The organism is Aestuariivirga sp. (assembly GCF_037139295.1).
In the GTDB taxonomy this organism is placed as follows: Bacteria; Pseudomonadota; Alphaproteobacteria; order Rhizobiales; family Aestuariivirgaceae; genus Aestuariivirga.
The window spans coordinates 19,816-46,120 of the sequence record NZ_JBAXGR010000023.1; the positions used below are offsets into that span (position 1 = coordinate 19,816).

22 protein-coding genes are annotated in these 26,305 nt (G+C 63.2%); 11 read left to right on the forward strand and 11 right to left on the reverse strand.

Translation table 11 applies throughout. The features are described from left to right. The first annotated feature begins 8 nt into the window (after nt 1-8). The 6 genes from WCJ41_RS08485 to WCJ41_RS08510 are packed head-to-tail and all read left to right on the forward strand — an operon-like array spanning nt 9 to nt 7,530. Entirely contained in the window at nt 9-1,400 is a 1,392-nt protein-coding gene (locus tag WCJ41_RS08485) for a flavin reductase (protein WP_336905417.1), read from the forward strand. A gap of 59 nt (nt 1,401-1,459) precedes the next feature. Further along, the gene (locus tag WCJ41_RS08490) at nt 1,460-2,485 is read left to right on the forward strand and encodes a LacI family DNA-binding transcriptional regulator (protein WP_336905418.1); all 1,026 of its coding nucleotides are present in this window, start codon (nt 1,460-1,462) and stop codon (nt 2,483-2,485) included. Nucleotides 2,486-2,496: 11 nt separating this feature from the next. After that, nucleotides 2,497-3,954: a xylulokinase gene (gene xylB, locus WCJ41_RS08495; protein ID WP_336905419.1), complete on the forward strand. Its 1,458-nt coding sequence runs from the start codon at nt 2,497-2,499 to the stop codon at nt 3,952-3,954. After that, nucleotides 3,954-5,267, forward strand: coding sequence for a xylose isomerase (gene xylA / locus WCJ41_RS08500; RefSeq protein ID WP_336905420.1), 1,314 nt, complete (start codon nt 3,954-3,956; stop codon nt 5,265-5,267). The genes xylB and xylA overlap by 1 nt, the downstream gene beginning before the upstream one ends. A gap of 20 nt (nt 5,268-5,287) precedes the next feature. Next, nucleotides 5,288-6,346 carry a sugar phosphate isomerase/epimerase gene (locus WCJ41_RS08505; RefSeq protein WP_336905421.1) on the forward strand — a complete coding sequence of 353 codons (1,059 nt, stop codon included), beginning with the start codon at nt 5,288-5,290 and terminating at the stop codon, nt 6,344-6,346. An 11-nt stretch (nt 6,347-6,357) separates the two neighbouring features. Continuing rightward, nucleotides 6,358-7,530 (forward strand): Gfo/Idh/MocA family oxidoreductase, encoded by a 1,173-nt coding sequence (locus tag WCJ41_RS08510; protein ID WP_336905437.1) that lies wholly within the window; start codon nt 6,358-6,360, stop codon nt 7,528-7,530. Between the two features lie 78 nt (nt 7,531-7,608). Here WCJ41_RS08510 and WCJ41_RS08515 read toward each other — a convergent pair whose 3' ends face one another. After that, the gene (locus WCJ41_RS08515; protein WP_336905422.1) at nt 7,609-8,871 is read right to left on the reverse strand and encodes a DUF3422 domain-containing protein; all 1,263 of its coding nucleotides are present in this window, start codon (nt 8,869-8,871) and stop codon (nt 7,609-7,611) included. Between the two features lie 97 nt (nt 8,872-8,968). Here WCJ41_RS08515 and WCJ41_RS08520 point away from each other — a divergent pair, with 97 nt between their 5' ends. The 3 genes from WCJ41_RS08520 to rpe all read left to right on the forward strand — a co-directional run bounded on the left by WCJ41_RS08520 (nt 8,969) and on the right by rpe (nt 11,404). Next, nucleotides 8,969-9,616: a TetR family transcriptional regulator gene (locus tag WCJ41_RS08520; protein WP_336905423.1), complete on the forward strand. Its 648-nt coding sequence runs from the start codon at nt 8,969-8,971 to the stop codon at nt 9,614-9,616. A 91-nt stretch (nt 9,617-9,707) separates the two neighbouring features. Continuing rightward, on the forward strand, nt 9,708-10,724 hold the full coding sequence (gene gap, locus WCJ41_RS08525; protein WP_336905424.1) for a type I glyceraldehyde-3-phosphate dehydrogenase: 1,017 nt from the start codon (nt 9,708-9,710) through the stop codon (nt 10,722-10,724). An 8-nt stretch (nt 10,725-10,732) separates the two neighbouring features. Beyond that, on the forward strand, nt 10,733-11,404 hold the full coding sequence (gene rpe / locus WCJ41_RS08530; protein WP_336905425.1) for a ribulose-phosphate 3-epimerase: 672 nt from the start codon (nt 10,733-10,735) through the stop codon (nt 11,402-11,404). Nucleotides 11,405-11,511: 107 nt separating this feature from the next. On the opposite strand, the gene WCJ41_RS08535 is transcribed toward rpe, so the two are convergent. From WCJ41_RS08535 to WCJ41_RS08555, 5 genes are read right to left on the reverse strand one after another with little or no spacing between them, the layout of a single operon-like run. Continuing rightward, nucleotides 11,512-12,060, reverse strand: a complete 549-nt coding sequence (locus tag WCJ41_RS08535) for an NADPH-dependent FMN reductase (protein ID WP_336905426.1) — start codon at nt 12,058-12,060, stop codon at nt 11,512-11,514. Beyond that, nucleotides 12,057-13,484 carry a deoxyribodipyrimidine photo-lyase gene (locus tag WCJ41_RS08540; protein WP_336905427.1) on the reverse strand — a complete coding sequence of 476 codons (1,428 nt, stop codon included), beginning with the start codon at nt 13,482-13,484 and terminating at the stop codon, nt 12,057-12,059. The genes WCJ41_RS08535 and WCJ41_RS08540 overlap by 4 nt, the downstream gene beginning before the upstream one ends. A gap of 49 nt (nt 13,485-13,533) precedes the next feature. Then, the gene (locus WCJ41_RS08545) at nt 13,534-14,604 is read right to left on the reverse strand and encodes an ABC transporter permease (RefSeq protein WP_336905428.1); all 1,071 of its coding nucleotides are present in this window, start codon (nt 14,602-14,604) and stop codon (nt 13,534-13,536) included. A gap of 25 nt (nt 14,605-14,629) precedes the next feature. Then, on the reverse strand, nt 14,630-16,147 hold the full coding sequence (locus WCJ41_RS08550) for a sugar ABC transporter ATP-binding protein (RefSeq protein ID WP_336905429.1): 1,518 nt from the start codon (nt 16,145-16,147) through the stop codon (nt 14,630-14,632). 9 nt (nt 16,148-16,156) lie between these two features. Then, a complete protein-coding gene (locus WCJ41_RS08555) occupies nt 16,157-17,182 on the reverse strand; it encodes a sugar ABC transporter substrate-binding protein (RefSeq protein ID WP_336905430.1) in 1,026 nt (341 codons plus the stop codon). A gap of 283 nt (nt 17,183-17,465) precedes the next feature. Here WCJ41_RS08555 and mtnK point away from each other — a divergent pair, with 283 nt between their 5' ends. After that, entirely contained in the window at nt 17,466-18,746 is a 1,281-nt protein-coding gene (gene mtnK, locus WCJ41_RS08560; protein ID WP_336905438.1) for an S-methyl-5-thioribose kinase, read from the forward strand. On the opposite strand, the gene mtnA is transcribed toward mtnK, so the two are convergent. Beyond that, on the reverse strand, nt 18,740-19,840 hold the full coding sequence (gene mtnA, locus WCJ41_RS08565; RefSeq protein WP_336905431.1) for an S-methyl-5-thioribose-1-phosphate isomerase: 1,101 nt from the start codon (nt 19,838-19,840) through the stop codon (nt 18,740-18,742). The two genes, mtnK and mtnA, sit on opposite strands and share 7 nt — an antisense overlap. A 138-nt stretch (nt 19,841-19,978) precedes the next feature. Then, on the reverse strand, nt 19,979-20,629 hold the full coding sequence (locus WCJ41_RS08570) for an SOS response-associated peptidase (RefSeq protein WP_336905432.1): 651 nt from the start codon (nt 20,627-20,629) through the stop codon (nt 19,979-19,981). 93 nt (nt 20,630-20,722) lie between these two features. On the opposite strand from WCJ41_RS08570, the gene WCJ41_RS08575 reads away from it, so the two are divergent. Beyond that, nucleotides 20,723-22,603 (forward strand): adenylate/guanylate cyclase domain-containing protein, encoded by a 1,881-nt coding sequence (locus WCJ41_RS08575; protein ID WP_336905433.1) that lies wholly within the window; start codon nt 20,723-20,725, stop codon nt 22,601-22,603. A gap of 9 nt (nt 22,604-22,612) precedes the next feature. Here the strand turns inward: WCJ41_RS08575 and WCJ41_RS08580 are convergent, their stop codons facing one another. The 3 genes from WCJ41_RS08580 to WCJ41_RS08590 form a co-directional block, all read right to left on the reverse strand. Continuing rightward, a complete protein-coding gene (locus WCJ41_RS08580) occupies nt 22,613-22,978 on the reverse strand; it encodes a hypothetical protein (RefSeq protein WP_336905434.1) in 366 nt (121 codons plus the stop codon). A 124-nt stretch (nt 22,979-23,102) separates the two neighbouring features. Next, nucleotides 23,103-25,238, reverse strand: a complete 2,136-nt coding sequence (locus WCJ41_RS08585; protein WP_336905435.1) for a tetratricopeptide repeat protein — start codon at nt 25,236-25,238, stop codon at nt 23,103-23,105. An 86-nt stretch (nt 25,239-25,324) separates the two neighbouring features. Beyond that, nucleotides 25,325-26,305: sulfatase-like hydrolase/transferase (locus WCJ41_RS08590; RefSeq protein WP_336905436.1), on the reverse strand; the 981-nt coding region annotated here is incomplete at its 5' end.

The following is a 26,305-nucleotide window of genomic DNA, read 5'->3' on the forward strand; positions in this document are numbered from 1 at the left end:
CCACAGCCGTGCCGGCACACAACAGCATCGGCGGCAGCCGCTACACAGACAAGGGTGAGGGCGAGGTCGTCCTGTTCCTCGGCGGTGACGCGGACACCTGGTTTGAGGCCTTTGCAAGCCAGTTCCGGGTGCTCTCGCTTGACATCGGGGCAAATGATCCCGTGGCGCAGGCGAGGCGCTTGCTGGATGATCTCGGCATCACCTCCGCCAATGTCGTCGGCCATGGATCAGCGGCAGGCGTGGCCCTCGACCTTGCTGCAAGCTTTCCGCACCGCGTGCGGCGCATCGCCTTGCTGGATGCCGTGCCGCAGCATGATCCGGCCGTGCCAATACTCTGCCCGGCGCTGATTGTCACTTCCAATGCCCATCGCGATGCGGCCGAGGTGTTGGCGCGCGCACTGCAGCGTGGCCGCAATGCGGTGGGAACGCCGGACGAGGTAAACGCTCTGCTCGGCAGCTTCCTCGCCGAACGCCTCAGCAGCTTCGACAACCGCGAGCTTCGCTCAGCATTTGGCAGCTTCATGACCGGCGTCACCATCGTGACGACAGCCGGCATCGATGGCCAGCCCCGGGGCTTCACCGCCAACAGCTTTACCTCCGTTTCGCTGGAGCCGCCGTTGCTGATGATCTGCATCGGCAAGCAGGCGGCGAGCATGGAGGTGTTCCGCCATGCCAAGGGCTTCGCTGTCAATATCCTCTCGGAAGCGCAGAAGGACGTCTCCGTGCTCTTCGCCTCCAAGCGGGCCGACAAGTTCGAAGCGGCTGCATGGCGTGCAGGACCTTTCGGAAACCCGCTGATCGAGGGTTCCGCAGCGTGGTTTGACTGCGCGCGCTATCAGGTGGTCGACGCGGGCGACCACATCATCCTGATGGGCCACGTCGAGGCCTTCTCCTATTCTGATGCCAACCCGCTGGGCTATGCGCGGGGCCACTACATCACGCTGGGGCTCGAGCAGGCGGCGGTGAACGCGGCCTCCTCCGCCAGCCGCACCGTGGTGGGTGCCATTCTCGAGAACGACAATCGCCTCGTGCTGCTCCCCGAACCGTCACGCCCCAACGGCCTCGTGCTGCCGGAAGTGGGCCGGCACGGCCACTCGGGCAGCGCCTCGCAACTGCATGAACTGCTGCAGCGCGAAGGGATGGACGCGACGCTGGGCTTCCTCTTTGCCGTGTTCGAGAACCCCGGCACCCGCGAGCAGTGCATCTACTATCGCGGCGAGGCGCTGCTGCATGCCCGCGGCCGCACTGTGCTTGCAGATTTCGAGGACATTCCCTGGGATCGGCTGCCTGACGAGGCGACCCGTTCGATGCTCCGGCGCTATGCGGCCGAGCGCAAGATCGGCCGCTTCAAGGTCTATTCCGGTGACCATAAGCAGGGCACGGTAAAGGCCGTCGATTGAGCCTTTGATAGACGCCTATCAGGAATTGACGAAAACGGGTGGCCGCGCTTTGATGGGCCATGGTCAAGGCCACCATCGAGGATGTCGCCGCGGAGGCGGGCGTCAGCATCGCCACCGTCGACCGCGTGCTGAACGGCCGCGCCGCCGTGCGCCCGCAGACGGCTGAGCGCGTCGAAAAGGCCATCCGCCGCCTCAACTACCAGCCGGACCGTCTGGCGGCCCGCCTGGCGCGGGCGCGTGAATACCGCTTCTGCTTCATCCTGCCCGAAGGCAGCAACGCCTTCATGACCTCGCTCGCCGAGGCGGTGCAGGAGGAAGCACTTCGCATGGCGCGCGAGAAGGTGGTGATCGATCTCATCCACACCGATGTCTTCGACGCACAGCAACTTGCCTCCACCCTCGACACCATCGGAGCCGTATATGACGGCGTCGCCGTAGTGGCGCTCGACCATCCGCGGGTGCGCGAGGCGCTCAATGCAGTGGCGGAGCGCGGCGTCACTGTGGTGACGTTGGTGTCCGACGTGCCAAGCTCGAAGCGGATCCATTACGTCGGCATCGACAATTCAGCGGCAGGCCGCACGGCGGCAACCCTCATGGGGCGCTATCTCTCGGGACGCCGCGGCAAGGTGGGTCTGATCGCGGGCTCATTGTCACTGCGCGATCACATCGAGCGCCAGTTCGGTTTCGAGCAGGTGATGACGCATGACTTTCCGAACCTCACACTGCTGCCGGTGCGTGAGGGCCGCGACGATCGGGTGAAGGTGCAGGCGGTGGCCGAGCAGCTTCTCGCCGATCACCCGGACCTCATCGGCCTCTATAATGTTGGTGCCGGCTCCAGTGGCATCGCCGCTGCGCTGGAACAGGCGGGCCGGGCGCGCGAGGTGGTGTTCATCACCCATGAACTGACCGACGACACGCGCCGCGCCCTGATCGACGGTACAATCGACATTATCATCAACCAGGATGCCGGCCACGAGGTGAGAAGCGCCATTCGCGTGCTCATGTCCAAGGCCGACAAGCTGCCCATCGTCGAGCAGATGGAGCGCATCCGCATCGACATCTATCTCCGCGACAACATCCCCTAAGAGGACGGCACATGTATCTGGGACTGGACTTCGGCACATCATCGGTGAAAGGCGTTTTGATCGACGCGAAGCAGAAGATCGTGGCCACCGCCTCCGCCCCCCTCAAGGTTTCGCGCCCGCAGCCCGGCTGGTCGGAGCAGAACCCCGAGGACTGGTGGAAGGCCTGCAACACAGTGATGAAGACGCTGGGCAAGTTGAAGCCCAAGGCCATCGCGGCAGTGGAAGGCATCGGCCTCTCCGGCCAGCAACATGGCGCAACCCTGCTCGGCAAGGATGGCAAGGCGCTGCGCCCCTGCATCCTGTGGAATGATGCGCGCTCCTTCAGGGAATGTGATGATATCGAGAAGGCGGAATCCCGCGCACGGGAGATTTCCGGCAACATCCCGCTCGCCGGCTTCACCGCGCCGAAGCTGCTGTGGGTGAAGAAGCATGAGCCCAATATCTTCGCACAGGTCGCCAAGGTGCTGCTGCCCAAGGACTACATCCGCTTCCGCATGACCGGCGACTATGCCTCCGACATGTCGGATAGCTCCGGCACCTACTGGCTCGACATTGCCAAGCGCGACTGGTCAGAGAAACTCTTGGCTGCCGGCAGCATGAGCATCGACCAGATGCCGAAGCTCTATGAGGGCACCGATGCGACAGGCAGGCTCACCCCGCACGTCGCCAAGGCCTGGGGCATGCCGAAGCGACCGGTCGTTGCTGGCGGTGGTGGTGACAATGCCGCGGCGGCCTGCGGCATCGGCGCGGTGACGGATAATTCGGCCCTCGTCTCCATCGGCACCTCGGGCGTGCTCTTCGTGTCGAACGACACGTTCCGGCCCAATGCTGGCCGCGCCGTGCACGCCTTCTGCCATGCCGTGCCGGGAACGTGGCATCAGATGGGCGTCATCCTGTCTGCCGCGGCGAGCCTCGAATGGCTGGCGACTATCCTCGGCAAGCCCGCGCCGAAGCTCATTGGCGCGCTCGGCCCCACGCTCACCGGTCCATCGTCCGCACTGATGCTGCCCTATCTCTCGGGCGAACGTACACCGGTGGCGGATGCGCAGGTGCGTGGCCTCATCATGGGGCTTGGTCACGAGAGCGACCACAAGACGCTCACCCATGCGGCACTCGATGCCGTGGCCTTCGCCTTCCGGGATTCGCTCGAAGCGCTGAAGGATGCGGGAACGGAAGTGAAGCGCGTCACCGCCGTGGGTGGTGGTTCCAAGTCCGAACTCTGGCTCAAGATCATCGCCACCGTATTGGGCGTGCCGGTTGACCTGCCCGCAGCGGGTGACGTTGGCGGCGCATTCGGTGCGGCACGCCTTGGCCTCATCGCCGCCACGGGTGCTGATTTCCGCAAGGTGCTGACAGCACCCAAGACCGCCCGCACCATCAAGCCCGAACCCAAGGCGCGTGACGCTTACGAAGCGCATTACCGCCGCTATGCTTCCATCTATCCCGCGATCAAGGAGATTTACCGCTGATGTCCGCCTTCTATTCCATCAAGGACCCGATCAAGTACGAGGGCCCGAATTCCAAGAGCGATCTCGCCTTCCGCTGGTACAATCCGGACCAGGTGGTCATGGGCAAGACGATGCGCGACCACATGCGCTTCGCCATAGCCTACTGGCACACGCTGTGCTGGCCAGGCGGCGATCCCTTCGGCGGCGACACCTTCCAGCGCCAGTGGCACCATATGTCGGACGACATGGGTGCCGCCCGCATGAAGGCCGACCTGATGTTCGAAACACTCGAGCTGCTCAACGTCGACTTCTTCTGCTTCCATGATCTCGACATCGCGCCCGAGGGCAAGTCGCTGAAGGAGTTCAACGCCAACGTCACCGAGATTGCCAAGATCTTCGAGAAGAAGATGGCGGCCAAGAACAAGAAGCTCCTCTGGGGCACCGCCAACATGTTCTCCAACCGCCGCTTCATGGCGGGTGCCGCAACGAACCCGGATCCGGACGTGTTTGCCTACTGCGCCGCGCAGGTGAAGCACTGCATGGACGTGACCAAGGACCTCGATGGCGCCAACTACGTCATGTGGGGTGGCCGCGAGGGCTATGAGACGCTGGTCAACACCAACATCGGCCATGAGCTGGAACAGGCCAAGCGGTTCCTCGCCATGGTTGTCGAGTACAAGCACAAGATCGGCTTCAAGGGCCCGATCCTGATCGAGCCCAAGCCGCAGGAGCCGACCAAGCACCAGTATGACTATGATGTCGCCACTGTCTACGCGACGATCGCCTCGCTCGGCCTGCAGAAGGACGTGAAGGTCAACATCGAGCAGAACCACGCGATCCTCGCCGGCCACACTTTCGAGCATGAAATTGCGCTGGCTTCGGCACTGGGCATCTTTGGCTCGATCGATATCAACCGTGGTGACTACCAGTCAGGCTGGGACACCGACCAGTTCGCCATGAACATCCCCGAAATGTCGCTGGCCTTCCTCGAAATCCTGAAGGCCGGTGGCTTCACCACGGGCGGGCTCAACTTCGATGCCAAGATCCGCCGCCAGTCCATCGATCCGGACGACATCCTGCATGCGCACGTCGGTTCCATGGATGCCTGCGCGCGCGGCCTGCTGATCGCCGCGACCATCCTCGAGGACGGCAAGCTCGGCAAGATCGTTGCTGACCGCTATGGCAAATGGAGCGAGCCCAAGAACAAGGCGATGCTGGAAGGCAAGGAGACGCTGGAGTCGATCGCCAAGCGTGCGCTCGCCGAAGGCCTCGACCCGCAGCCCAAATCCGGAAAACAGGAGCGCCTCGAAGCGCTTCTCAACTCATACATCTGATCGTCCAGGGAGGACCCAACATGCCAACCGATATCAAGGGACCCGCCATTTTCCTCGCCCAGTTCGCGGGCGATGCAGCGCCCTTCAACTCATGGGACTCGATCACCAGATGGGCCGCGTCGCTTGGTTACAAGGGCGTGCAGATCCCCACATGGGATGGCCGCCTTTTTGACCTGAAGAAGGCAGCCGACTCCAAGACTTATGCCGACGAGGTGCTGGGCGTGGCCCGCGCCAATGGCGTTGAAGTGACGGAGCTTTCGACCCACCTTCAGGGCCAGCTCGTTGCCGTGCATCCTGCCTATGACGAGGGCTTCGATGCCTTCGCGCCGGGTGCGGTGCATGGCAAGCCGAAGGATCGTCGCGCCTGGGGCGAGGAGCAGGTGAAGCTTGCCGCCAAGGCGTCGAAGAACATGGGCCTCACCAGTCACGTCACTTTCTCAGGCGCTCTGGCCTGGCCCTTCATCTATTCTTGGCCGCCGCGCCCGCCGGGCCTCATCGAGGAAGCCTTCGATGAATTGGCCCGCCGCTGGAAGCCGCTGCTCGACGTGATGGACGAGAACGGCGTGGACGTTGGCTATGAGCTGCATCCCGGCGAGGACCTGATCGACGGTATCACCTTCGAGATGTTCCTCGAGCGACTGAACAACCATCCGCGCGCCCAAATCAATTACGATCCGTCGCACTTCGTGCTGCAGCAGCTCGATTACCTCGACTTCATCGACATCTACCATGAGCGCATCTGCGCCTTCCACGTGAAGGATGCCGAGTTCAACCCCACGGGCCGCCAGGGCGTCTACTCGGGCTTCCAACCGTGGCTCAAGCGCGCGGGCCGCTTCCGCTCGCTGGGTGACGGGCAGGTGGACTTCGGCGCCATCTTCTCCAAGCTCGCCGGCTACAATTACGACAGCTGGGCGGTGCTCGAATGGGAATGCTGCATCAAGGATGCCGAGCAGGGTGCGGCGGAAGGTGCGCCCTTCATCGAGAGCCACATCATCAAGACCACGGCCAAGTCCTTCGATGATTTCGCGGGCGGCAAGCCGGACACCACCAAGGCCCGCCGCATGCTCGGCCTGGCATAAGGGGGTATTGCATCATGGTATCAGGACGCAGTGACGCGAATACGGGCCGCATCCGGCTCGGCATGGTGGGCGGCGGGCAGGGGGCCTTTATCGGCGCCGTGCACCGCCTGGCCGCCCGCATGGACGACCAGTATGAATTCGTGGCCGGCGCACTTTCCGCCGACGCGAAGAAGGCCAAGGCCTCGGGCGCGGAACTGGGCTTGAGCCCCGACCGCATCTACACCGACTTCCTTACGATGGCGAAGGCCGAGGCGAAGCGCGCCGACGGCATCGAAGTCGTCTCCATCGTCACGCCGAACCACGTGCATGTGCCGGCAGCGCTCGCCTTCATCGAGGCCGGCATTCATGTGATCTGCGACAAGCCGCTGGCGCTGAACCTCAAGGAGGCAAAGCAGCTGGAGAGGGCGCTGGCGAAGCATCCGGAGGTGATCTTCGCCCTCACCCACAACTACTCGGGCTACCCGATGATCCGCCACGCCAAGGCCATGGTGAAGGCGGGCGAGCTGGGCGACATTCGCCTGGTGCAGGGTGAATATCCGCAGGACTGGCTCACCACCGCGCTCGAAAAGACCGGCCAGAAGCAGGCCGCATGGCGCACCGATCCGAAGCGTTCGGGTGCTGGCGGCTGTGTGGGCGACATCGGCACTCACACCTACCAGCTGATGTGCGATGTCTCTGGCCTCTCGGCGGAAGAGCTCTCCGCCGACCTTACCACCTTCGTGAAGGGTCGCGCGCTGGATGACAACGTGCATGTGATGCTGCGCTTCAACAATGGTGCACGCGGCATGATCTGGGCCAGCCAGGTGGCGCCGGGCAACGAGAACGGGTTGAAGATCCGCGTCTATGGCACCAAGGGCGGGCTCGAGTGGACGCAGGCCGACCCGAACTATCTCTGGTACACGCCGTTTGGCGAGCCGAAGCGGCTCATCACCCGCGGCGGTGCGGGCTCCGGCCCTGCCGCAGGCCGCGTCACGCGCGTGCCGCCGGGCCACCCCGAGGGTTATCTCGAAGGCTTCGCCAATGTTTACACGGAGGTGGCGCGCGCCATCAAGGCGAAGCGGTCGGGCAAGAAGCGCGACAAGGACGTGGCCTTCCCCGGCATTGCGGACGGCGTTGCCGGCATGGCCTTCATCGAGGCCTGCGTGAAGTCGTCGGAGAAGAACGGGAAGTGGACGAAGCTGTAGGGCGAATTCGCCACTCACCGGCTCATGAATGGTTCACAAACGTCTTCTCCCGCCGAATCGGGAGAGGACGTAAGGATCTTATTTCTCCGAACTCAGAATATGCTTTCTGAGTCTTCTGATCCCGTACCACACCAAGAACATCACCACGGGAATGATGACGATGCTGACGAGCTTCGTCTCCACATGGGCGTATGAGCCAAAGCCTTCGATCAGCTTCGAGAGAATGGCGATCAGATAATAGCTGATCGCGACCACGGAGAGGCCCTCGACCGTCTGTTGCAGGCGCAGCTGCTGGTGGCCGCGCTTTTCCATCGACTGCAGCACCTGCTGGTTCTGCGCCTCAAGCGCGATGTCGACGCGGGTGCGCAGCAGGTTCGAGGCGCGTTCGCTGCGCTCGGTCAGGCTCTTGATGCGGTCGCTCACCGCCTGGCAGGTGGCCATGGCAGGCGAGAAGCGGCGGTCGAGGAAGACGCCGATGCGCTGGAAGCTCATCACCTTTTCTTCACCCAATTCGGCGATGCGCTTGTCGACGAGGGCTGCATAGGCCCGCGCTGCAGAGAAGCGATAGCTTGTGCGGCTGGAGATTTCCTCCACGTCGCGAGCGATGCGGCTCAGGCCTGTGAGCAGTTCTGCGTCCTCGTGACTCTCGCGCGCCGACAGCATGTCCGCCGTCACCTTCGACAGCGCGCGGTCGAGGCCTGCGAGTTCCCCCGTCACCTTGCGCGCCAGTGGCAGGGCCAGCAGCGCCATCATGCGGTAGGTCTCGATCTCGTGGATGCGCCGGACGACGCGGCCAAGCCGCAGCGGCGACAGGCCGTGGTCCTTTACCAGCATGCGGGTATAGCCGTCAGGGCCGATGCGGAAGTCTGTCCAGACTGTCGCCTGACCGGAACTGACGCGTGAGCCTGCAAGGTCCTCGTGGCCGAACATGCGGATGAGCTCGTCCACATCGGGACCTGGCTCCTCCTTGGCCATGACGCGGGTGTGGATGCCCACGAGTCGGGACCCCGGCAGGCCGTCGACCCAGCCGACCGGCAGGATGACCAGCGCCTCGCCCTTTTCCGGCCCGCCTTCGGCGACCACGCTGATGCGGTAGAACTCGCCATGGCGCTCATACTTGAACTGCCCGCCGGCAATGTCGAAGGCATGGTGGGCCGCACCAGGCGGCGGCGGCTTCACGCCCAGCGCGTCGCACAGCAGTCGGACGTGGTCCAGAGGGTCACTATCTCCCTCGGACAGAGTGAAGGCCAGGTGCGTGATGCGCGCCGGGGCGACCACCGGCAGGCCGGGGCGCCCATGCAACTCGTCATTCAGGATTGATCTCAATTCATGGTCGCGCATGTATCGCCTTACGAGAAGATTCTGCCGCAGGGTCACCTCAGAGGCAGGCACGGCTTCAGCCTTTCCCCCGGGCGAAGCATTGACTATGCTGCACTGCATGGCAAGTGTCCGGCAGACCGAAACTCCTCCCCCGCGCAAGGCGACGCGCCCGGTGCGCCGCCAGCAATTGATCGATTCCACCATCGCGGTGCTCGCCCGCAAGGGCTACGCAGGCCTGACGGTCGCCGATGTGGCGAAGGAGGCCGGGCTATCCGCCGGCATCGTGATTTTCCATTTCAACACCAAGGACGAGCTGCTGGCCGCCGTTCTGGGGGCGCTGGCCGCCGAATACCGAGCCCACTGGGAGGCCAGCATGAACGCTGCCGGCCCCGCCGCGGCGGACCGTCTGAAGGCGTTGCTGCTCTCCGACTTCGACACCGACGTCTATACGCGCGAAAAGCTGGCCGCCTGGGTTGCCTTCTGGGGCGAGATACAGGGCCGCCCCTTTTATGACCAGATCTGCGCCGGCTCAGATGCCGAACGGCAGACCGCCACGGAGGCGCTCTGCCGCGAGGTTATCGCGGAAGGCGGCTATGGCCTCAACGCGGCCCTCGCCGCAAGGGGGCTGGAATCGCTGGGTGACGGCCTATGGGTCAGCCTCGGCGGCGGTGGCTACAAGGGCCAGGTCAGCGACACCAAGGCGAAGCAGGTGATGGCCACGGCCTTGGCCGCATTCTTTCCGAAGCACTATGCCACAGAGCGCTGAGTTACGTACCTCAGATTCCCCCTTTCGCGGCGCAGCAAAATCTCTATAACAGCCGCCGACATTCAACCCGCCATCATCCGGAGAGCTTCCCATGACGAAAGTCCGTGTCGCCATCAACGGCTTCGGCCGCATCGGCCGCAACATCGTTCGCGCCATCTATGAGTCCGGCCGCACCGACATCGACGTGGTGGCCGTCAACGATCTTGGCCCGGTGGAAACCAACGCGCACCTGCTGCAGTTCGACTCCGTCCATGGCCGCTTCCCGCATGAGGTGATGGTGAAGGGCGACTCGATCTCGATCGGCTCCGACCAGTTCAAGGTCACCGCCATCAAGGACCCGAGCCAGCTGCCGTGGAAGGATCTCGGCATCGACATCGCGCTGGAGTGCACCGGCATCTTCACGGCGCGCGACAAGGCTGCGGCGCATCTTACCGCCGGCGCCAAGCGCGTGATCGTCTCGGCCCCGTCGGATGGCGCCGACTTCACCGTCGTCTATGGCGTGAACCACGACAAGCTCACGAAGGATCACATGGTGATCTCGAATGCCTCGTGCACCACGAACTGTCTCGCGCCCGTCGCCAAGGTGCTGAATGACGGCCTCGGCATCGACAAGGGCATGATGACGACGATCCACTCCTACACCGGCGACCAGCCTACGCTCGACACAATGCACAAGGACCTCTACCGCGCCCGCGCTGCGGCGCTGTCGATGATCCCGACCTCGACCGGTGCTGCCAAGGCCGTGGGCCTGGTGCTCCCCGAGCTCAAGGGCAAGCTCGACGGTTTCGCCATGCGCGTGCCGACGCCGAACGTCTCGGTTGTCGACCTCAAGTTCATCGCCAAGCGCGCCACGACGAAGGAAGAGGTGAACGAGCTGATCCTCAAGGCGGCCGCCAATGGCCCGCTCAAGGGCATCCTCGGCACCACCGACAAGCCGAACGTGTCGATCGACTTCAACCACGATCCGCACTCTTCCGTGTTCCACCTCGACCAGACCAAGGTGATGGATGGCAACTTCGTGTCGATCCTCTCCTGGTACGATAATGAGTGGGGCTTCTCGAACCGCATGGGCGACACGGCCGCTTATTTCGGCAGGCTGATCGCCTGAGGCTGATGATGAAGACGCGGCCCCTGCTGCTTGCACCCTCCATCCTCGCCGCCGACTTCGCGCGGCTGGGCGAGGAGGTGCGCGCCATTGATGAGGCGGGGGCCGACTACATCCACATCGACGTGATGGATGGGCACTTCGTGCCCAACATCTCTTTTGGAACGCCGATCATGGACTCGATCCGCGGTGTGACGAAGAAACCCTTCGACGTGCATCTGATGATCGCTCCCGTCGACCCCTATCTCGAAAGCTTCGCCAGGGCGGGCGCTGACATCATCACGGTGCATGCCGAGGCAGGCCCCCATCTCGACCGTTCGTTGCAGGCGATCCGCGCGATGGGCAAGAAAGCCGGTGTTTCGCTCAATCCCGCGACGCCCGCGTCCGTTCTGAAACATGTGCTGGACCGGTTAGACCTGATCCTGGTGATGAGCGTCAATCCCGGTTTTGGCGGCCAGTCCTTCATTCCTGCGATGCTGGAGAAGATTTCGGAAGTCCGTGACATGGTGGGCGGCCGCAACATCGACATCGAGGTTGATGGTGGCATCACACGGCACAATGCCGGCGAGGTCGTTCGTGCCGGCGCCAATGTGCTGGTCGCCGGCTCGGCGATCTTCAAGACCAAGGACTATGCAGCTGAAATCCGTGCCATCCGTAACGCTGCGACGAGCGTCGCGGTCTGATTTCGCTTCCCCCATTTCATCATCGCCGGGCCTGACCCGGCGATCTTCTTGGCACCGGTGTAAAGGATGCGCGGTTCAAGCCCGCGCATGATGAAGTGTGAGATCGTTCACGGCCGCTTCTCCACCCACTCAAGAAACGACTCGAACCACTTCGAGAGGTGCCGCCGTGTCTCCGCGTCGGTGAGATTGCCCTCGGCGTCGAACTTCTCCTCGTTGTGGTTCACGAAGATCTCGGGCCGGGGCATGGTGATGGCCTGCAGCGCCTGCAGGTTCTGCCGCAGGTGATACTGCGCGCGCGCCGTGCCGACGAACTGGCCGCCGCCCGCGCCAATGATGCCCACCCGCTTCCAGCGGAAGGGCGAGCCACCGCGCGAGAGCCAGTCAGTGGCATTCTTCAGCACGCCGGGAATCGAGAAGTTGTACTCCGGGCAGGCAATCACGATGCTGTCCGCAGCTCGGATCCTGCCATCGAGCGCCTTCACGCTCTCGGGCTTTCCGGTCGCGGCCTCGTCATCCTCGTTGAACATCGGGATGCCGTGCAGGTCCGCGATTTCCATGGTCACATGTGCTGGCGTCATGTCCTTCAGCGCGCGCAGCAGACCTGTGTTGGTGGAAGCCCTGCGCAGTGAGCCGGTGATGCCGAGAAGCGTCGTCATTGGACCCCCTTGGTTTCCTTCAGCGCCGCGAGCGCCCTGTCGCGTGCCTTCGCGTGGTCGACGACAGGATGGGGGTAGTTTCCTCCCAGTTCAACCCCGGCGGCCTTCAGCACCAGTGCAGGCGCCTCCCATGGGCGGTGCACGAACTCATCCGGCATATGCGCCAGCTCCGGCAGCCACTTGCGGACATAAGTGCCCTTGGTGTCGAATTTTTCGCCCTGCAGCACCGGGTTGAAGATGCGGAAATAGGGTGCGGCGTCTGCTCCGCAACCCGCCACCCACTGCCAGCTTGCGGCATTGCTGGCAATGTCGGCATCGACCAGCGTATCCCAGAACCAGCGCTCGCCGTCCTGCCAGTGAACCAGAAGGTCCTTGATGAGGAAGGAGGCCGCAATCATGCGCACGCGGTTGTGCATGATGCCCGTCGCCCACAACTCGCGCAGCCCGGCATCGACGATGGGATAGCCGGTGCGGCCCTTCTGCCATGCTTTCAGGCCCTCCGGATTGTCGCTCCACGGGAAGGAGGCGAACTCGGGCCGGAAAGGCTTCTCCGGCAAGGTCGGCCAGTGATGCAGCAGGTGGTAGGAGAATTCCCGCCACAGCACTTCCTTGAGGAATTTCTCCGCCGCCTTGTCCAGCTTGCCGCCAGCCGCAAGCTGCGCCGCGCGCACCGCATGCCAGCACTGGGCAGGGCTGATCTCGCCGAAGTGCAGATGTGGCGAGAGGCGCGAGGTCACGTCGCGGTCAGGCCGGTCACGCTCATCGGCATAGTATGCAAGACCATCGGCGATGAACTCCTTGAGCCGCACGGCGGCTCCGGCCTCTCCCGGTGTCCAGTGGGCCGCCATGCCGGTGGCCCAGTCGGGCTTCGTCGGCAGCAGTCCCCAGTCGAACAGGCGATCGCTTTTGAGCGCATCCGACCAGGGGGTGAATTTCGGCACCGGCTTCAGCGGCTTCGGTTCGCCCGCCGCAAAGCAGGCCTTGGAGAAGGGCGTGTAGACGCGATAGGGCTCGCCGGAGCCATTGCGGATCGTCTCCGGCTCATGCAGCAGGTAGCCGCCATAGCGGTGGCAGGAGGCACCTGCCGCTTCGCAGGCAGCCTTGACGCGGTGTTCCAGCGCGCCTGACCACGGCGCATAGTCGCGGGTGAGGTGAATGGAGTCGGCGCCGCTCTCCCTCAGAACCTCGGCAATCACCTTGTCCGCCCCGCCCCGGCGCAGCACCAGCGGCGCCTTGGCGCCGAGAGCTTCAAGGCTCTTGTGCAGCCACCAGCGCGAGGCACCGCCAAGGCGCCAGTCGCCCGGGGCCTCGTCATCGAGAATGTAGAGGAAGATGACCGGGCCCTGCGCCGCCGCCGCCGTCAGGGCGGCATTGTCGGTGAGGCGCAGGTCGTTGCGAAGCCAGTAGAGGGAAGGGGCTGCCATGATACCCCTTTTACGCACCGAACGAGGGGCGGGATCAACCGCCCCTTGTTCAGTCCAGGTCTGCCTGCTTTTCCTTCAGGACCTGCGCATAGACGTTGATGATCAGCGCGGCGAGCAGGATGAGGCCGCGGATCAGGATCTTGAGGAAGCTGTCAATCTGGATGTGGTCCAGCCCGTTGTTGACCACGCCCAGCACCAGCAAGCCGATGATGGTGTTGCCGATGCCGCCGCGCCCGCCGAACAGCGATGTGCCGCCGACGACAACCGCTGCAATTGCATCGAGCAGGAAGGTGTCGAACTGGTTCTGTTGCGCGGAGCCGAAATAAGCCACGCCCAGCATGCCGGCGATGCCGGAGCACACTGCGCAGATCACCATCACCGAGCCGATGATGAACTTGACGTTGACGCCGGAATACTCCGCCGCCTCGCGGTTACCGCCCACCATGTAGATGTAGCGGCCATAGCGCGTGTAGGTGAGCACCAGATGCCCCACCAGCAGAAAGACCATGCAGACGATGATCGGCCAGCCAATGGGGATGAACATCGCCTTGCCCGCGGCATTGATACCGAGTGGGATGGTGAATGCCGTGCCCGAGCCGAGGAGCGTGATGAGGTCCGGGTACTGGTAAGCGATCTGGCCGCGCACCAGCAGGGCCGAGACGCCATTGGCGATCTGCATCATGGCGAGCGTCATGATGAAGGACGGGATGCCGATGAAGGTCATGCCGAAGGCCGTGACGAGGCCGAAAGCCAGCGCGGAAAGAAGTGCAAGGATGATGGCGATCCAGCCCGGGAGCGGGATGTTGGCGATGTTCACGTAGTCCGGCTGGATGGTGAAATAGGCCACCGTGATGCCCACCGCATTGGCCACCGCCGCCACGGAGAGGTCGATTTCGGCCGTCAGGATCACGAAGGTGAGACCCACCGCGATGATGCCGGTGATGGAGAGCTGGCGCACGATGTTCAGCATGTTGTCGAGCGTCAGGAACGAGCTCGACGCGAAGGTGAAGAACACGACGAGGGCCACCAGCGTGAACACGGGTGCGATGTTGCGCAGCTGGTCGGCGAGGAAGCGCTTCATGGAGAAGCTCTTGGGCGCTACCGTTTCGGCGGTCGTCATGGTTACTTCGTCTCCCTCGAAAAACTCAGGCTGCCGCCAGCAGGTCGGCCTTCTCGATGTGCCCCGATGCAAATTCGCGCGCCACGGTTCCCTTGCGGATCACCGTTACCCGGTCAGCCAGCGTCAGGATGGTCTCAGGCTCGGTCGAGAGCACGAGAATGGCGACACCCTTGTCGCGCAGTGATTTGACGATGCGGATCACGTCTTCCTTGGCACCGACGTCCATGCCGCGGGTGGGTTCGGCGAGGATCAGCACCTTGGGAAGGTGGGTCAGCCACTTGGCCAATGCCACCTTCTGCTGGTTGCCGCCCGACAGCGAGCCGAGCGGGATTGCAGTTCGCGGTGGCCTGATCTGCAGGTCCTTGATGTGGGCCTCGGTGATGCGCTTTTCGGCGCGTGGCTTCAGCCACAGTCGGTGAATGCGGTCGAGGATGGAGATCGAGACGTTCTTGTAGACCGGTTCCTGGCGGAACAGCATCATCCGCCGGTTTTCCGGCACGAAGGCAATGCCCTTGGCGCGCGCCGCGGCGGTCGAACGGAAGCGGACTGCCTTGCCGTCAAGCCGGACCGTGCCCTTGCGGAGCGGAACCTTGCCGAACAGCGCGCGCGCCAGCTCGAGCTGGCCCGATCCCATGAAGCCATAGACGCCGGTGATCTCTCCGGCTCGCATCTCGATCGAGAAATCGCGCAGGTTCCGGCCATCACTCACGCCCTGAACGGAGAGCACGACGGGCTTGGCATCATCGCCCTTCAGCTCCGCATCCTCGCCCATATGCATGCCCTTGGAGCCGCGTCCGATCATGTGCGCGATCACGATGTCCTTGGTCAGGTTCTTCGTGTCCTCGGTGATCACCTTCTTGCCATTGCGGAACACCGTGACCCGGTCGGAGATGTCCAGAACGTCATCGAGAAAGTGCGAGATAAACACGATGGAGCGGCCCTCGCCGCGCAACCGGCGCAACACTTCGAAGAGCTGCTTTACTTCCGGCGGCGATAGCGCCGAGGTCGGCTCGTCGAGAATGATGATCTGCGCGCCCGAGAACAGCACGCGGGAGAGTTCGACCAGCTGCTGCAGGCCGACAGGCAGCGAGCCCATGGTGGTCGTGGGGTCGATGTCGAGGCCAAGGCTTGCGATCAGCTTCTTTGCATCGCGGTTCATGCGGCCCCAGTCCACGGTGCCGAGCCGCGTGAGCGGTTGATTGCCGAGGAACACGTTCTCGGCGACCGTCAGGTCGGGAACGACGGAGAGTTCCTGGTGGACCATGCCGATGGAATTGGACAGCGCATCGCCGGCCGAGCGCAAACGCACCTCGCGCCCATTGATTTTCATGCCGCCGTCGAAGTCCGTGTGGACCCCGGCGATGATCTTCATGGTCGTGGATTTGCCAGCACCATTCTCGCCCACGAGACCGTGGATTTCACCGGGCAGCAGCGTGAAGTCGACACTCTGCAACGCCATCACGCCGCCGAAGTGCTTCGACACGTTGGAAAGTTCGAGCAGGGGCTGTTGGCCCCCGCTCGTCTGTTGTGACTGATCCTGCATCACAAAATGTCAGATCAGGAAGTTCTTCTGCAGCCAGAGATGTCCCGCAGCCGTTTCCTTGGTGATGACCGGGCCGTCGGCGAGGATGAAGTCCGGAATGTCCTTGCCGGGCTTCTCGCCACCCTGAACAGCGGCAACACCTGCTGCCACCGCCCAGCCGTGGATGCGGCATGAGGGGTTGCGAACGGTCGCCACCATCACGCCATCGAGCACCGCGTTCACGGCGGGTGGCATGGCGTCGACGCCGGCGATCAGGATGTCGGTGCGGTTCTTGGCCTTCATGACGTTGTGGGCAGCAAGCGCCATGTCGTCATTGTGGAAGAAGGCACCCTTGATGTCCGGATACTGTGTCAGCAGCGAGTCCCAGATGCGGGCAACCTTGGTCACGTCCCAGTCGGCGGGCTGTTCGTCCAGCACCTTGATGTTGGCATTGCCATCAACCACCTGATGGAAGCCCTTGGCGCGGCCCTGCGCACCGGAGTGGCCGAGTGCTCCTTGAGTCATCACCATGTTGCCGCCGCCGCCCATCGCCGAGACGAGGGCGCTGGTGACGACCGAGCCCATCATGATGTTGTCAGGCGCGATGAAGGTCTGCAGTGGCACGGTACCCGGAGGGGCAACCAGCGTATCCATGGCGATCACCGGCGTGCCTTCGTCGATCATTTTCTTGATCGGGTCGGTCAGCGTTCCGATGCCGAAGGTCTGGATGGCCACGAAATCCCACTTTTGCGAGGCCATGTTATCGATGGCGGCGCGTTGCTTGGTGGCTGAGAGTTCACCGTCGAACCAGGTGACCTCCACATTCATGAGCTTGCCCCAGGCTTCCGCCGCCTGCTTGCCCTGGGCGCACCAGGTGGCCTGCAGGCCGGCATTCGAGAAGGCTGCCTTCATGGGCTTGGCGCCAGGCGCCAGTGCCTGCGCCATGGCAGGGTCGAAGCCCGCGTCGGCGAGCAGCGCTGCGCCGAGTGCGGTGGCACCCAGCTTCTTGAACACGTCACGGCGGTTGGCGGCTTCCTTGATGAGATCGTCGAGCATTGCGTTGGTCCTCCTCCAAAGCTGATGTTCTGTCGCGCGCCCGAGTGGTTTCGTGCCGGCGTAGTCGGCCGAAACTTCTTGAAGGACGCCGATGAGCGAAAACATCCAACACGGATTGAAGTTTGTCCAGAGCTTTTGTCCGACAAATCTGATTTGCTGCATGGCATCATCGCTTTTGCGTTTGCGAAAGCAATCGCCCTGCGGCGCGCGACACTTGCATTCACGGTGCATTCCGGTGCTCACTGCGCTTATCGCCATCAGCAAATCGCATGTCATGTCTGCAATGATCGAAACCCGCGAAGGCTACGCGCCACAGAAACCCGAAACACTTGCTGCTTATCTTTCAGGCATCGACACCGTGCGCCGCATTCTTGGCGGGAGGCCTGAGCAATGGTCGATCGCCGAGGTGGGCGACGGCAACCTGAACCTCGTGTTCATCGTGAAAGGGCCTCAAGGCGGTGTCGCTGTGAAGCAGGCGCTGCCCTATGTGCGGCTCGTGGGTGAGAGCTGGCCGTTGCCACTGTCCCGCGCGCATTACGAGCACACGGCCCTCACCGAGCAGGCACGCCTCACCGGGGCGCTGGTGCCGAAGATCCACCACTATGACGAGACGCTGGCACTGATCGTCATGGAACTGCTGGAACCGCACATCATCATGCGGCGCGGCATGATTGCGGCGACCGAATATCCGAGATTCGCCGAGGACATCTCCACCTTCCTGGCGCGGACCCTTTATTTCACGTCCGACCTCGCGCTGACGGCCGACTGCAAGAAGGCCCTGATCGGGGCCTTTGCCGGAAACACCGCGCTGTGCAAGATCACCGAGGACCTGATCTTCACCGATCCCTATCGCGTGGCCGAACTCAACCGCTGGACATCGCCGCAACTTGACGCCTACGCCGCGCGCTGGCGCGAGGATGGCGATCTGAAGGTTGCCGTGTCGCGCCTCAAGCTCAAGTTCCTGTCCTCGGCGGAGGCCATGCTGCACGGCGACCTGCACACCGGCTCCGTCATGCTGACGAAGGAGGATACCCGGGTGATCGACCCGGAATTCGCCTTCATGGGTCCGATGGGCTTCGACGTTGGCGCCATCGTCGCCAACGTCCTCATTAATTTCTTCGCCCAGGACGGGCATGAAGAGCAGGCCGGTGAGCGTGATTCCTATCGCGACTGGGTGCTTTCGACGCTGGAACAGATCATGTTCCGATTCCGCGACAAGTTCGTCGCGCTGTGGCGGGAAAGTCCTACGGGTGATGCCTACCCAGCCTCGCTCTTCGCGGGTGCGGAAGGTGAGGCACGGCTCGACATCGAACGGCAAGCCTATATGGACCGGCTATGGGCTGACACAGTGGGCTTTGCTGCCGCCAAGATGATCCGCCGCATCCTAGGCCTTGCCCACAACATCGATCTCGAGTGGATCAAGGATGAGGACCGCCGCGCCACCTGCGAGGCACGCGTCCTCACGCTGGCACGTGACATGATGGTGAATACCGCGCGCTACCCGTCCATTTCTGCAGTTGTCGATGCCGCGCGGCGCGTGCGTCAGGAGATGAAACACTACTGAGCAGCTCGCTCGGGGAAGGCTTTGGCGATCGCTGCCCGGTCGGCGGCGATCACGCCGCGTTCGGTGATGAGGCCTGTCACATAGCGCGCCGGTGTCACGTCGAAGGCATAGTTGGCTACCTTCGACCCGCGCGGAACGATCTCCACCGTCTCGATGCGCCCGTCCTCCGTGCGCCCGGTCATGTGCGACACCTCATGCCCGCCACGCTGCTCGATGGGTATCTCGCGGATGCCGTCCACCACCGTGAAGTCGATGGTGGGGGAGGGGAGCGCCACATAGAAGGGTATGCCATTGTCATGCGCCGCCAATGCCTTCAGGTAGGTTCCGATCTTGTTGCACACATCGCCCTGTGCCGTGGTGCGATCGGTGCCGACGATCGCCATGTCGACCAGTCCGTGCTGCATCAGGTGGCCACCCGTGTTATCGGGGATTACAGTGTGCGGCACGCCATGGTGCAGCAGTTCCCATGCGGTGAGCGATGCGCCCTGGTTGCGCGGCCGTGTTTCGTCCACCCAGACATGGACCGGAAAGCCTGCGTCATGTGCTGTGTAAATGGGCGCGGTGGCTGTGCCCATGTCCACGGTGGCCAACCAGCCGGCATTGCAGTGCGTAAGGATGTTGATGGTCTCGCCCGGCTTCTTGCGGGCAGCGATTTGCCGAATGATTTCGAAGCCGTTGCGCCCGATGGCCTGGTTGATAGCGACGTCCTCGTCCGCGATCTCGGCGGACCGCGCATAGGCGGCAGCCGCGCGGGCGCTTGCGGGCAATGGCCTCAGCACACGCATCATCTCATCCAGCGCCCATTTGAGATTGATCGCGGTGGGTCTCGTCTTCACCAGAAGCTCATATGCGCCACCGAGCGCCACATCAGCTGTATCCTGCCGCATCGCGAGCGCCATGCCATAGGCTGCGGTGACGCCAATCAGTGGCGCGCCTCTCACCAGCATGTCCTTGATGGCAACAGCCGCCTCATCCGGCGTGCGCAGCGTCACCGTCTCGAAGACATGGGGAAACCTGGTCTGGTCAATGATGTCCACCGCCCAGCCATCCGCGTTGAGCCAGATGGTGCGGTAGTGCTTCCCGTTAACGTTCATTGGTATCCTCCACGCATGGCGAATGTGCAGGAGAAAGCGCAGGTAATCAATCAGTCAGCTTGCTTGCATTCCATGCGTCCGCTTCGTGCGTTGCGGGGGCGATCATCTGTAATCAATCGAAGCGCCAGTGAGGCAAGTTCAACCATCGTCCTTGCCGCCGCGCGCCACGATCACTAATGAGCCATCGGGCAGGGGCCGTTGCAGCTTGAGGGCCTGTTGAGTTGGCGCCGTGAGCCAGCAGTCCACTTCATCCCCGGTGGTGAGAATTACCGGCATGGCCTTGGGGTGAATGGCGCCCACTTCGGCATTGGCGTCGGTGGTCAGGAAGGCGAAGAGATCATTGGTGGTCTCGCCCTCCTTCACCTTGCGCACCGAGGTCCAGCGGGTCCAGATCCCGGCGAAGAAGGCGAGGGGCCGTTCCTCGCCCAGCGCAAACCAGGCATTCTCCTTCCTGCCATCGGGCAGGCTCGCGGGTTCGGCGAAACTCGAAAAGGGCACCACACAGCGCGAAGCCTCGCCGAGCCAGCGCCGCCAATGCGGAGAGGCGACATTGCGAACATTGGTGATTCCTGGGTCGCTGTTGCGCTCCTTCAAGGCGAAGCTGGGAGAAGGCATGCCCCATCGTGCATAGGCAAGCTCGCGGCCATCAGCCCCGTTCCGGATGATCGGTGCGCGGTAGTCCGGAAAGATGCCGGGGAGTGGCGGCAAGTTGCCGGTATGGTCGACCATGGCACGGGCCATCGCAAGGATCGCGGCCTGGCCCTTGGTGAGGCTGTAGAGATTGCACATGTGGCGCTCGAAAAGGTGGGCATCGTTACGTAAGCATTGCAATTTGCAACGTGCAAACACATAGTTGGAAACGAATTCAAGGGGGGGGTAGAGATGACCGGGGAGCGTGTGAAGCGCCGCCTCGCCGCCATCATGGCGGCGGAGGTCGTGGGCTTCAGCCGACTGATGGCAGCCAATGAGGAGGGAACGCTGACTGCGCTCCACCAGCATCGGCATGACCTCGTCGACCCCGCAGTGGGACGGCATGATGGCCGTATTTTCAAGTCCATGGGAGACGGCTTCCTCGCCGAATTCTCCAGCGCACTTGAGGCGGCGGAGGCCGCAATCGAAATCCAGCGCGAATTGGCAGGTCGCAACGCTGACTTGCCGGCTGACCGTGCGCTGCGCTTCCGCATTGGCATCAACCTCGGCGATGTGCTGGTGAAGGGGGATGATTTCTTCGGCGACGACGTCAATCTCGCCTCGCGCATGGTAGCCCATGCCCCGCCCGGCGGCATTGCCTGCTCCGCCGGCATTCGTTTCCAGATCGGCTCCAGGCTCGATGTCGCTTTCGAAGACCTGGGCGAAAAGACCCTGCGTAACATTGCACGGCCACTGCATGTTTTCCTCATTGAACACATTGAGCCGAAGGTTCAGGCCCGCGCGCCAGTTGTGCGGCAGGCCGCAGAGCGCACCTCACTGGCCGTGCTGCCCTTCACCAACATGAGTGGTGACAAACAGCAGGAATTCTTCTCCGACGGCATTACCGAAGACCTGATTACCGATCTCTCCAACGTGTCCGGACTCTTCGTGCTGGGCCGCAACACGGTGTTCAGGCACAAGGGCCGCGCCGCCAACATGGAGGAGATCGCAGGCGATCTTGGCGTGGGCTATCTCCTTCATGGCAGCGTCCGCAAGTCTGGCTCGAAGGTGAGGATCACCGCGCAACTCACCGAGGGCGCCAGTGGCGGGCAGGTGTGGGCCGACCGTTATGACCGTGACTTGACTGACATTTTCGCCCTGCAGGACGAGATCACCAAGTCGATTGTCGCCCAGCTCAAGGTCAAGCTGCTGCCGCGCGAGAAGAAGGCGATCGAACAGGCACCCACGCGCAATGTCGAGGCCTATACCTATTTTCTGCGCGGCCGCGATTACTTCCACCGCGGGTCGCGCACCTATTACAACCTGGCAAAGCGCATGTTTGCAAAGGCGCTCGAACTCGACCCTGGTTATGCCCGCGCCTATTCCGGTCTCGCCGACTGCGATGCATTTCTCTACATGGACTACAGCGAGGAAACTGCCGATGCCGTGCTGGCCAACAGCGGCAAGGCACTGGCGCTCGAGCCCAGCCTTGCCGAAGCCCGTGCCTCGCGCGGGCTCGCCCTGTCCATCGCGCACCGCTATGCCGAAGCCGATGCGGAGTTTGCAGCGGCACTCGCATCCGAGCGCGATCTCTTCGAACTTCACTTCTTTCAAGGGCGATCATGCTACGCGCAGGGCAAGCTCGAAGACACGGCGCGACACTGGGAGCGCGCAGCGGAGATCAAGCCCGAGGACTACCAGACGCTGATCCTGCTAAATCAGGTTTACGCCTCGCTGAACCGCGAGGCAGATGCTGTGCGCTGCGCGACACGTGGCGTGGAACGGGCAGAACGCGAGTTCGCCAGGAACCCGGAAAATCCGCGCCCTGCCTATTTCATGGCAACGGCCCTGGCCAAATTGAAGGACGTGAAGCGGGCGGAGCAGTGGGCGAAGACGGCTCTGGCCATAGCGCCCGATGACTACCTCACGCTCTACAACATCGCCTGCTACTACAGTGTCGGTGGCAAGCTGGATGAGGCCTTTGCCGTGCTGGCCAAGCTCCTGCCAATCAGCAATGCCGATATGCGGGCGTGGATCATGCGCGATTCCGATTTCGATCCGCTGCACGCGGATCCGCGTTGGCAGGAGATCAGGCGGGCCACTGCGTCCGACATGGGCAGCGGCCACGCCTGAGTGAGGTCGCTAGTTCTGCCAGACGGCACCCGTCTTGGCGTTTACCGAGACGTTGCGCGGCTTGCCGTTCCGGACGGCGGAGAAATTGTAGATCTTGCCGGAGCAATCCCGCGTAACGACGTTGTAGTAGCCGCTGGCCTTCACTGCCTGACGAGCCTGGCCACACGTCATCCAGGCGGGTTGGACGTAGTTGTAGGCATAGGGGTCATACCAGCCGCGGCCGTAGTAATAGCGATAGTGCGGCTGCATCGCGTAGCCATAATAGGGCACGCCCCCATAGATGAAGACTTTCGCTTCCGCAGGGGGCGCCGCCGTGACCGCCACGGTGGCGAGTGTCGCGAGTCCGGCCGCTGCGAGCAACATCCGTTTCATCATGTTGATTCTCCTTGCTGATGAACTTTCCGCCGCCAATTCGAATTCCCCAGGCGGGCGACGGTCATTCTCTGCTCCGGTGTGCACTTGTCCATAAACCTTGGCGTGTGGAAATACCCGGTTTGAATCATTGGGGCTGTGCCAGGAATTGCTCGAGCTCCGGCGGCAGGGCCATGCTCGGTGCCAGGTCACGGGCGCGCTTGGCGGCTTCGGCCGCCGCCACCCTGTCGCCCTTCAGCGCGTAGCCGATGGCGGACGCCACCCAGACGTCCGGTCGCTGCGGATCAGCGCCCTGTGCGCGGCGATACCAGCCCAGCGCATCGTCAAACTTCTGCTGGCGTGCAGAGAGGTCACCCCGCGCCAGCATGATGTCGACGTTGCGGGGAGAGGCCGCGAGACCGGAGGTGAGAGCTGCCTCGGCATCCTTCGGGTTGCCGCGTGCCTCGGAAAGCTGCGCCAGGACCAGCCAGGCCGAGGCCATCTGCGGGTCCAGTTCAGTGGCCGTGGTGAAGGCCCTTTGGGCGTCGTCCCACTGACGCCGGCTCAGTGCGAGTCCTCCGATGGCGACGTGAGACTCGGGCGTGTCGGCATTGGCCATGCGCGCATCCATGAAGTCCTGCAGCCCCTTGCGATAGGCTGCATCATCGGCTGCAGGCAGCATCGCGACACCGGCGCCGGCGATCTCCACTGCCGTGCGCTGCCGCACGCTGCGCGATGGGTCCGTGAGCAATGGCATCAGCAATGGGATCCTGTCCTGCACATTGACCTGGCGGAGGGCACCGGTGGCAGCGGCGCGCACCAGCGGGTCATCGTCCTTCAGCAATTGCTCGCCATTGGCCGCCGAGAGGGAGCCACTGGAACCGAGAGCGTTGAGGGCGGTTGCGCGCACGACCGCCGGATGCGCGCGATCGAGCACATAGCGTGTCAGGTCGGCCACGGTGGTCTCCGAACGATCATCATTGGTGAAGGCGATGAAGGCGGAACGGTCCTGCCAGCTCCTGTCGCCAGCGGGCTTCCACGAGGCGATCTGCGCGGCCGCCCACTCTGCTGTCTTGTCGGCATGGCAGCCGGTGCAGACATCGGGTGCTCCCGCCGCCTTGGATTGCAGGGGATCGGGCCTGCGGAAGAAATGGTCACGGCGCGGGTCAATCATCATGTAGCTGCGTTCTGGCATGTGACAGCTCACGCATTCCGCGGCATCACTTCCCTGCTTGTGGTGATGATGCTCGGGTGAATCGAACTCTGCATTGCGCAGGCTGGGGAACGTGTCGTTGCCCGCCGGACTGTGGCACTGCGTGCACACGGCATTGCCCTCGGCAACCAACCCGCCGCCATGCGGCTCATGGCAGTTGGAGCAGGTGACGCCCTTGGCCTTCATCTTGGATTGCATGAAGGACCCGAGGATGAACACCTCGTCCCGCTGCTGGCCGTCGGGGAAGTAGAGGTCGGGCGTCAGCAGTGCCAGCGCGTAGTTCTCATCGAAAGAGGCGCCCGCACTGGGTTGTAGCTGCGAGAAGGCTTCGCGGCGCGAATGGCAGGGGCCGCAGACATCGAGTTCCTGAGCCTGGTGCCCGGGGCCAAGTGGCAGCGCCTTGTAGGGGTCATCGCCGGTCTTCGTCGCCGCCCAGGCATTGTGCGCTTCGCCCGGTCCATGGCAGGATTCGCAGCCCACGGTGACTTCGGCCCAGTGGCTCTTGTAGGTGCGGGTGGGGAGGTCGAAGCCCTTGTCAAAGCCGGTCTGGTGGCAGGTGGCGCAGCGCGCCTGCCAGTTCTTGTAGCTGCCGGTCCAGTGCAGTCCATCGCCCGGCGGCGCGTCCTGCTCTGGATAGAGGTGAAACCACTTCTTCCGTGCCACGTCCCAGGCAAGGTCGAGCACCTGCAGCCGGCCCTTTTCCGTCTCGACGAGGTATTGCTGCAGGGGGCGGTGGCCCACCGTGTAGCGCACCTCGAAGGTCGTGGGATTGCCGTCTGCGCCCTCGGTCTCGACGAAGTACTTCCCTTCCTTCGAGGTGAAGTGCGTGGTGACGTTCTTGTTGGTGATCGTGGCATCATTGAAGTCACCTAGAACGCTCGCGGCATCTGGCGTCTTCAGTGCCCAGGCATGGTCGGAGCCAGCCCAGGCGGTGGTCTCGGCGGCATGGCAATCCGCACAGGCCGCACTGCCCACGAAGCCCCCATGAGGCGCTTCCTCGGCGGAGGCCAGAGAGCCCGAAAGCACCAGCATCACCGCCGCCACAAGATATCGCAAACGGTGCCCCGGCATCGCCATCCCATTCAGGTCAGATAGAGGCAAAGAGAAAGGCACCGGAGGGCTCTGTCAAGCCACTCCGGTGCCTCGGTGTCGTCGGCTTATTCGCCCTGGACGCTGGTGACGGCTTCCATCACGCGGTCGAGGTTGAAGGAACCCGGCTTCTGGCGCGGCGGGAACTCCTTGAAGCTCTGCAGCCACTGCGCGACATAACCGGTCGCCGGGGCGATCATGAACATGCGGTTCATGTACCATTGCTGGAAGCCCATCGCATTCTCCTCGTCGGCACGCTCGAAGGGGTCCATGCGCAAATTGGTGATGAGCGGGGCGCGGAGCTGGGTGAAGGGCTCCGTCCACACGCGCAAGCCCAACGCGTCCTGCTTCAGGAAGGTAATCTTCCAGTTACCGTACCGGATGGCCGCAACACTGCCATCGTCGGTCCAGTAGATGAACTCCTTGCGCGGCCAGTCGCCCTTGCCTTCCAGCGCGGGGCGGAGGTCATAGCCGTCGAGGTGCACCTTGTACTCGCGGTTGCCAATCTTCTCACCCTTGAGAAGTTCTTCCTTCACGTTGGGGTCACCGGCCGCCGCAACGAAGGTGGTCAGCATATCCTCATGTGCGGCGATGTCGTTGATCACCGTGCCGGGCTTGATGACGCCGGGCCACTTGATCACGGTCGGCACGCGGTAGCCGCCTTCCCAGTTGGTGTTCTTTTCGCCTCGGAACATCGTCGTGCCGCCGTCCGGCCAGCTGAAGGTCTCAGCGCCATTGTCGGTCGAGTACATGATGATTGTGTTGTCCTCGATGCCGAGGTCCTTCACCTTGGCGAGCAGTTCGCCCACCATCCCGTCATGCTCAACCATGCCATCGGCATAGACGCCAAGCCCAGTCTTGCCTTCTGATTCCGCCTTGAGGTGCGTGAATATATGCATGCGGGTGGAGTTCCACCACACGAAGAAGGGCTTCTTCTCCTTCACGGCCTTGTCCATGAAGCCGATCGCCGCAGCGGTCACTTCCTCGTCCACCGTCTCCATGCGCTTCTTCGTCAGCGGGCCGGTATCCTCGATCTTCTGGGTGCCGTC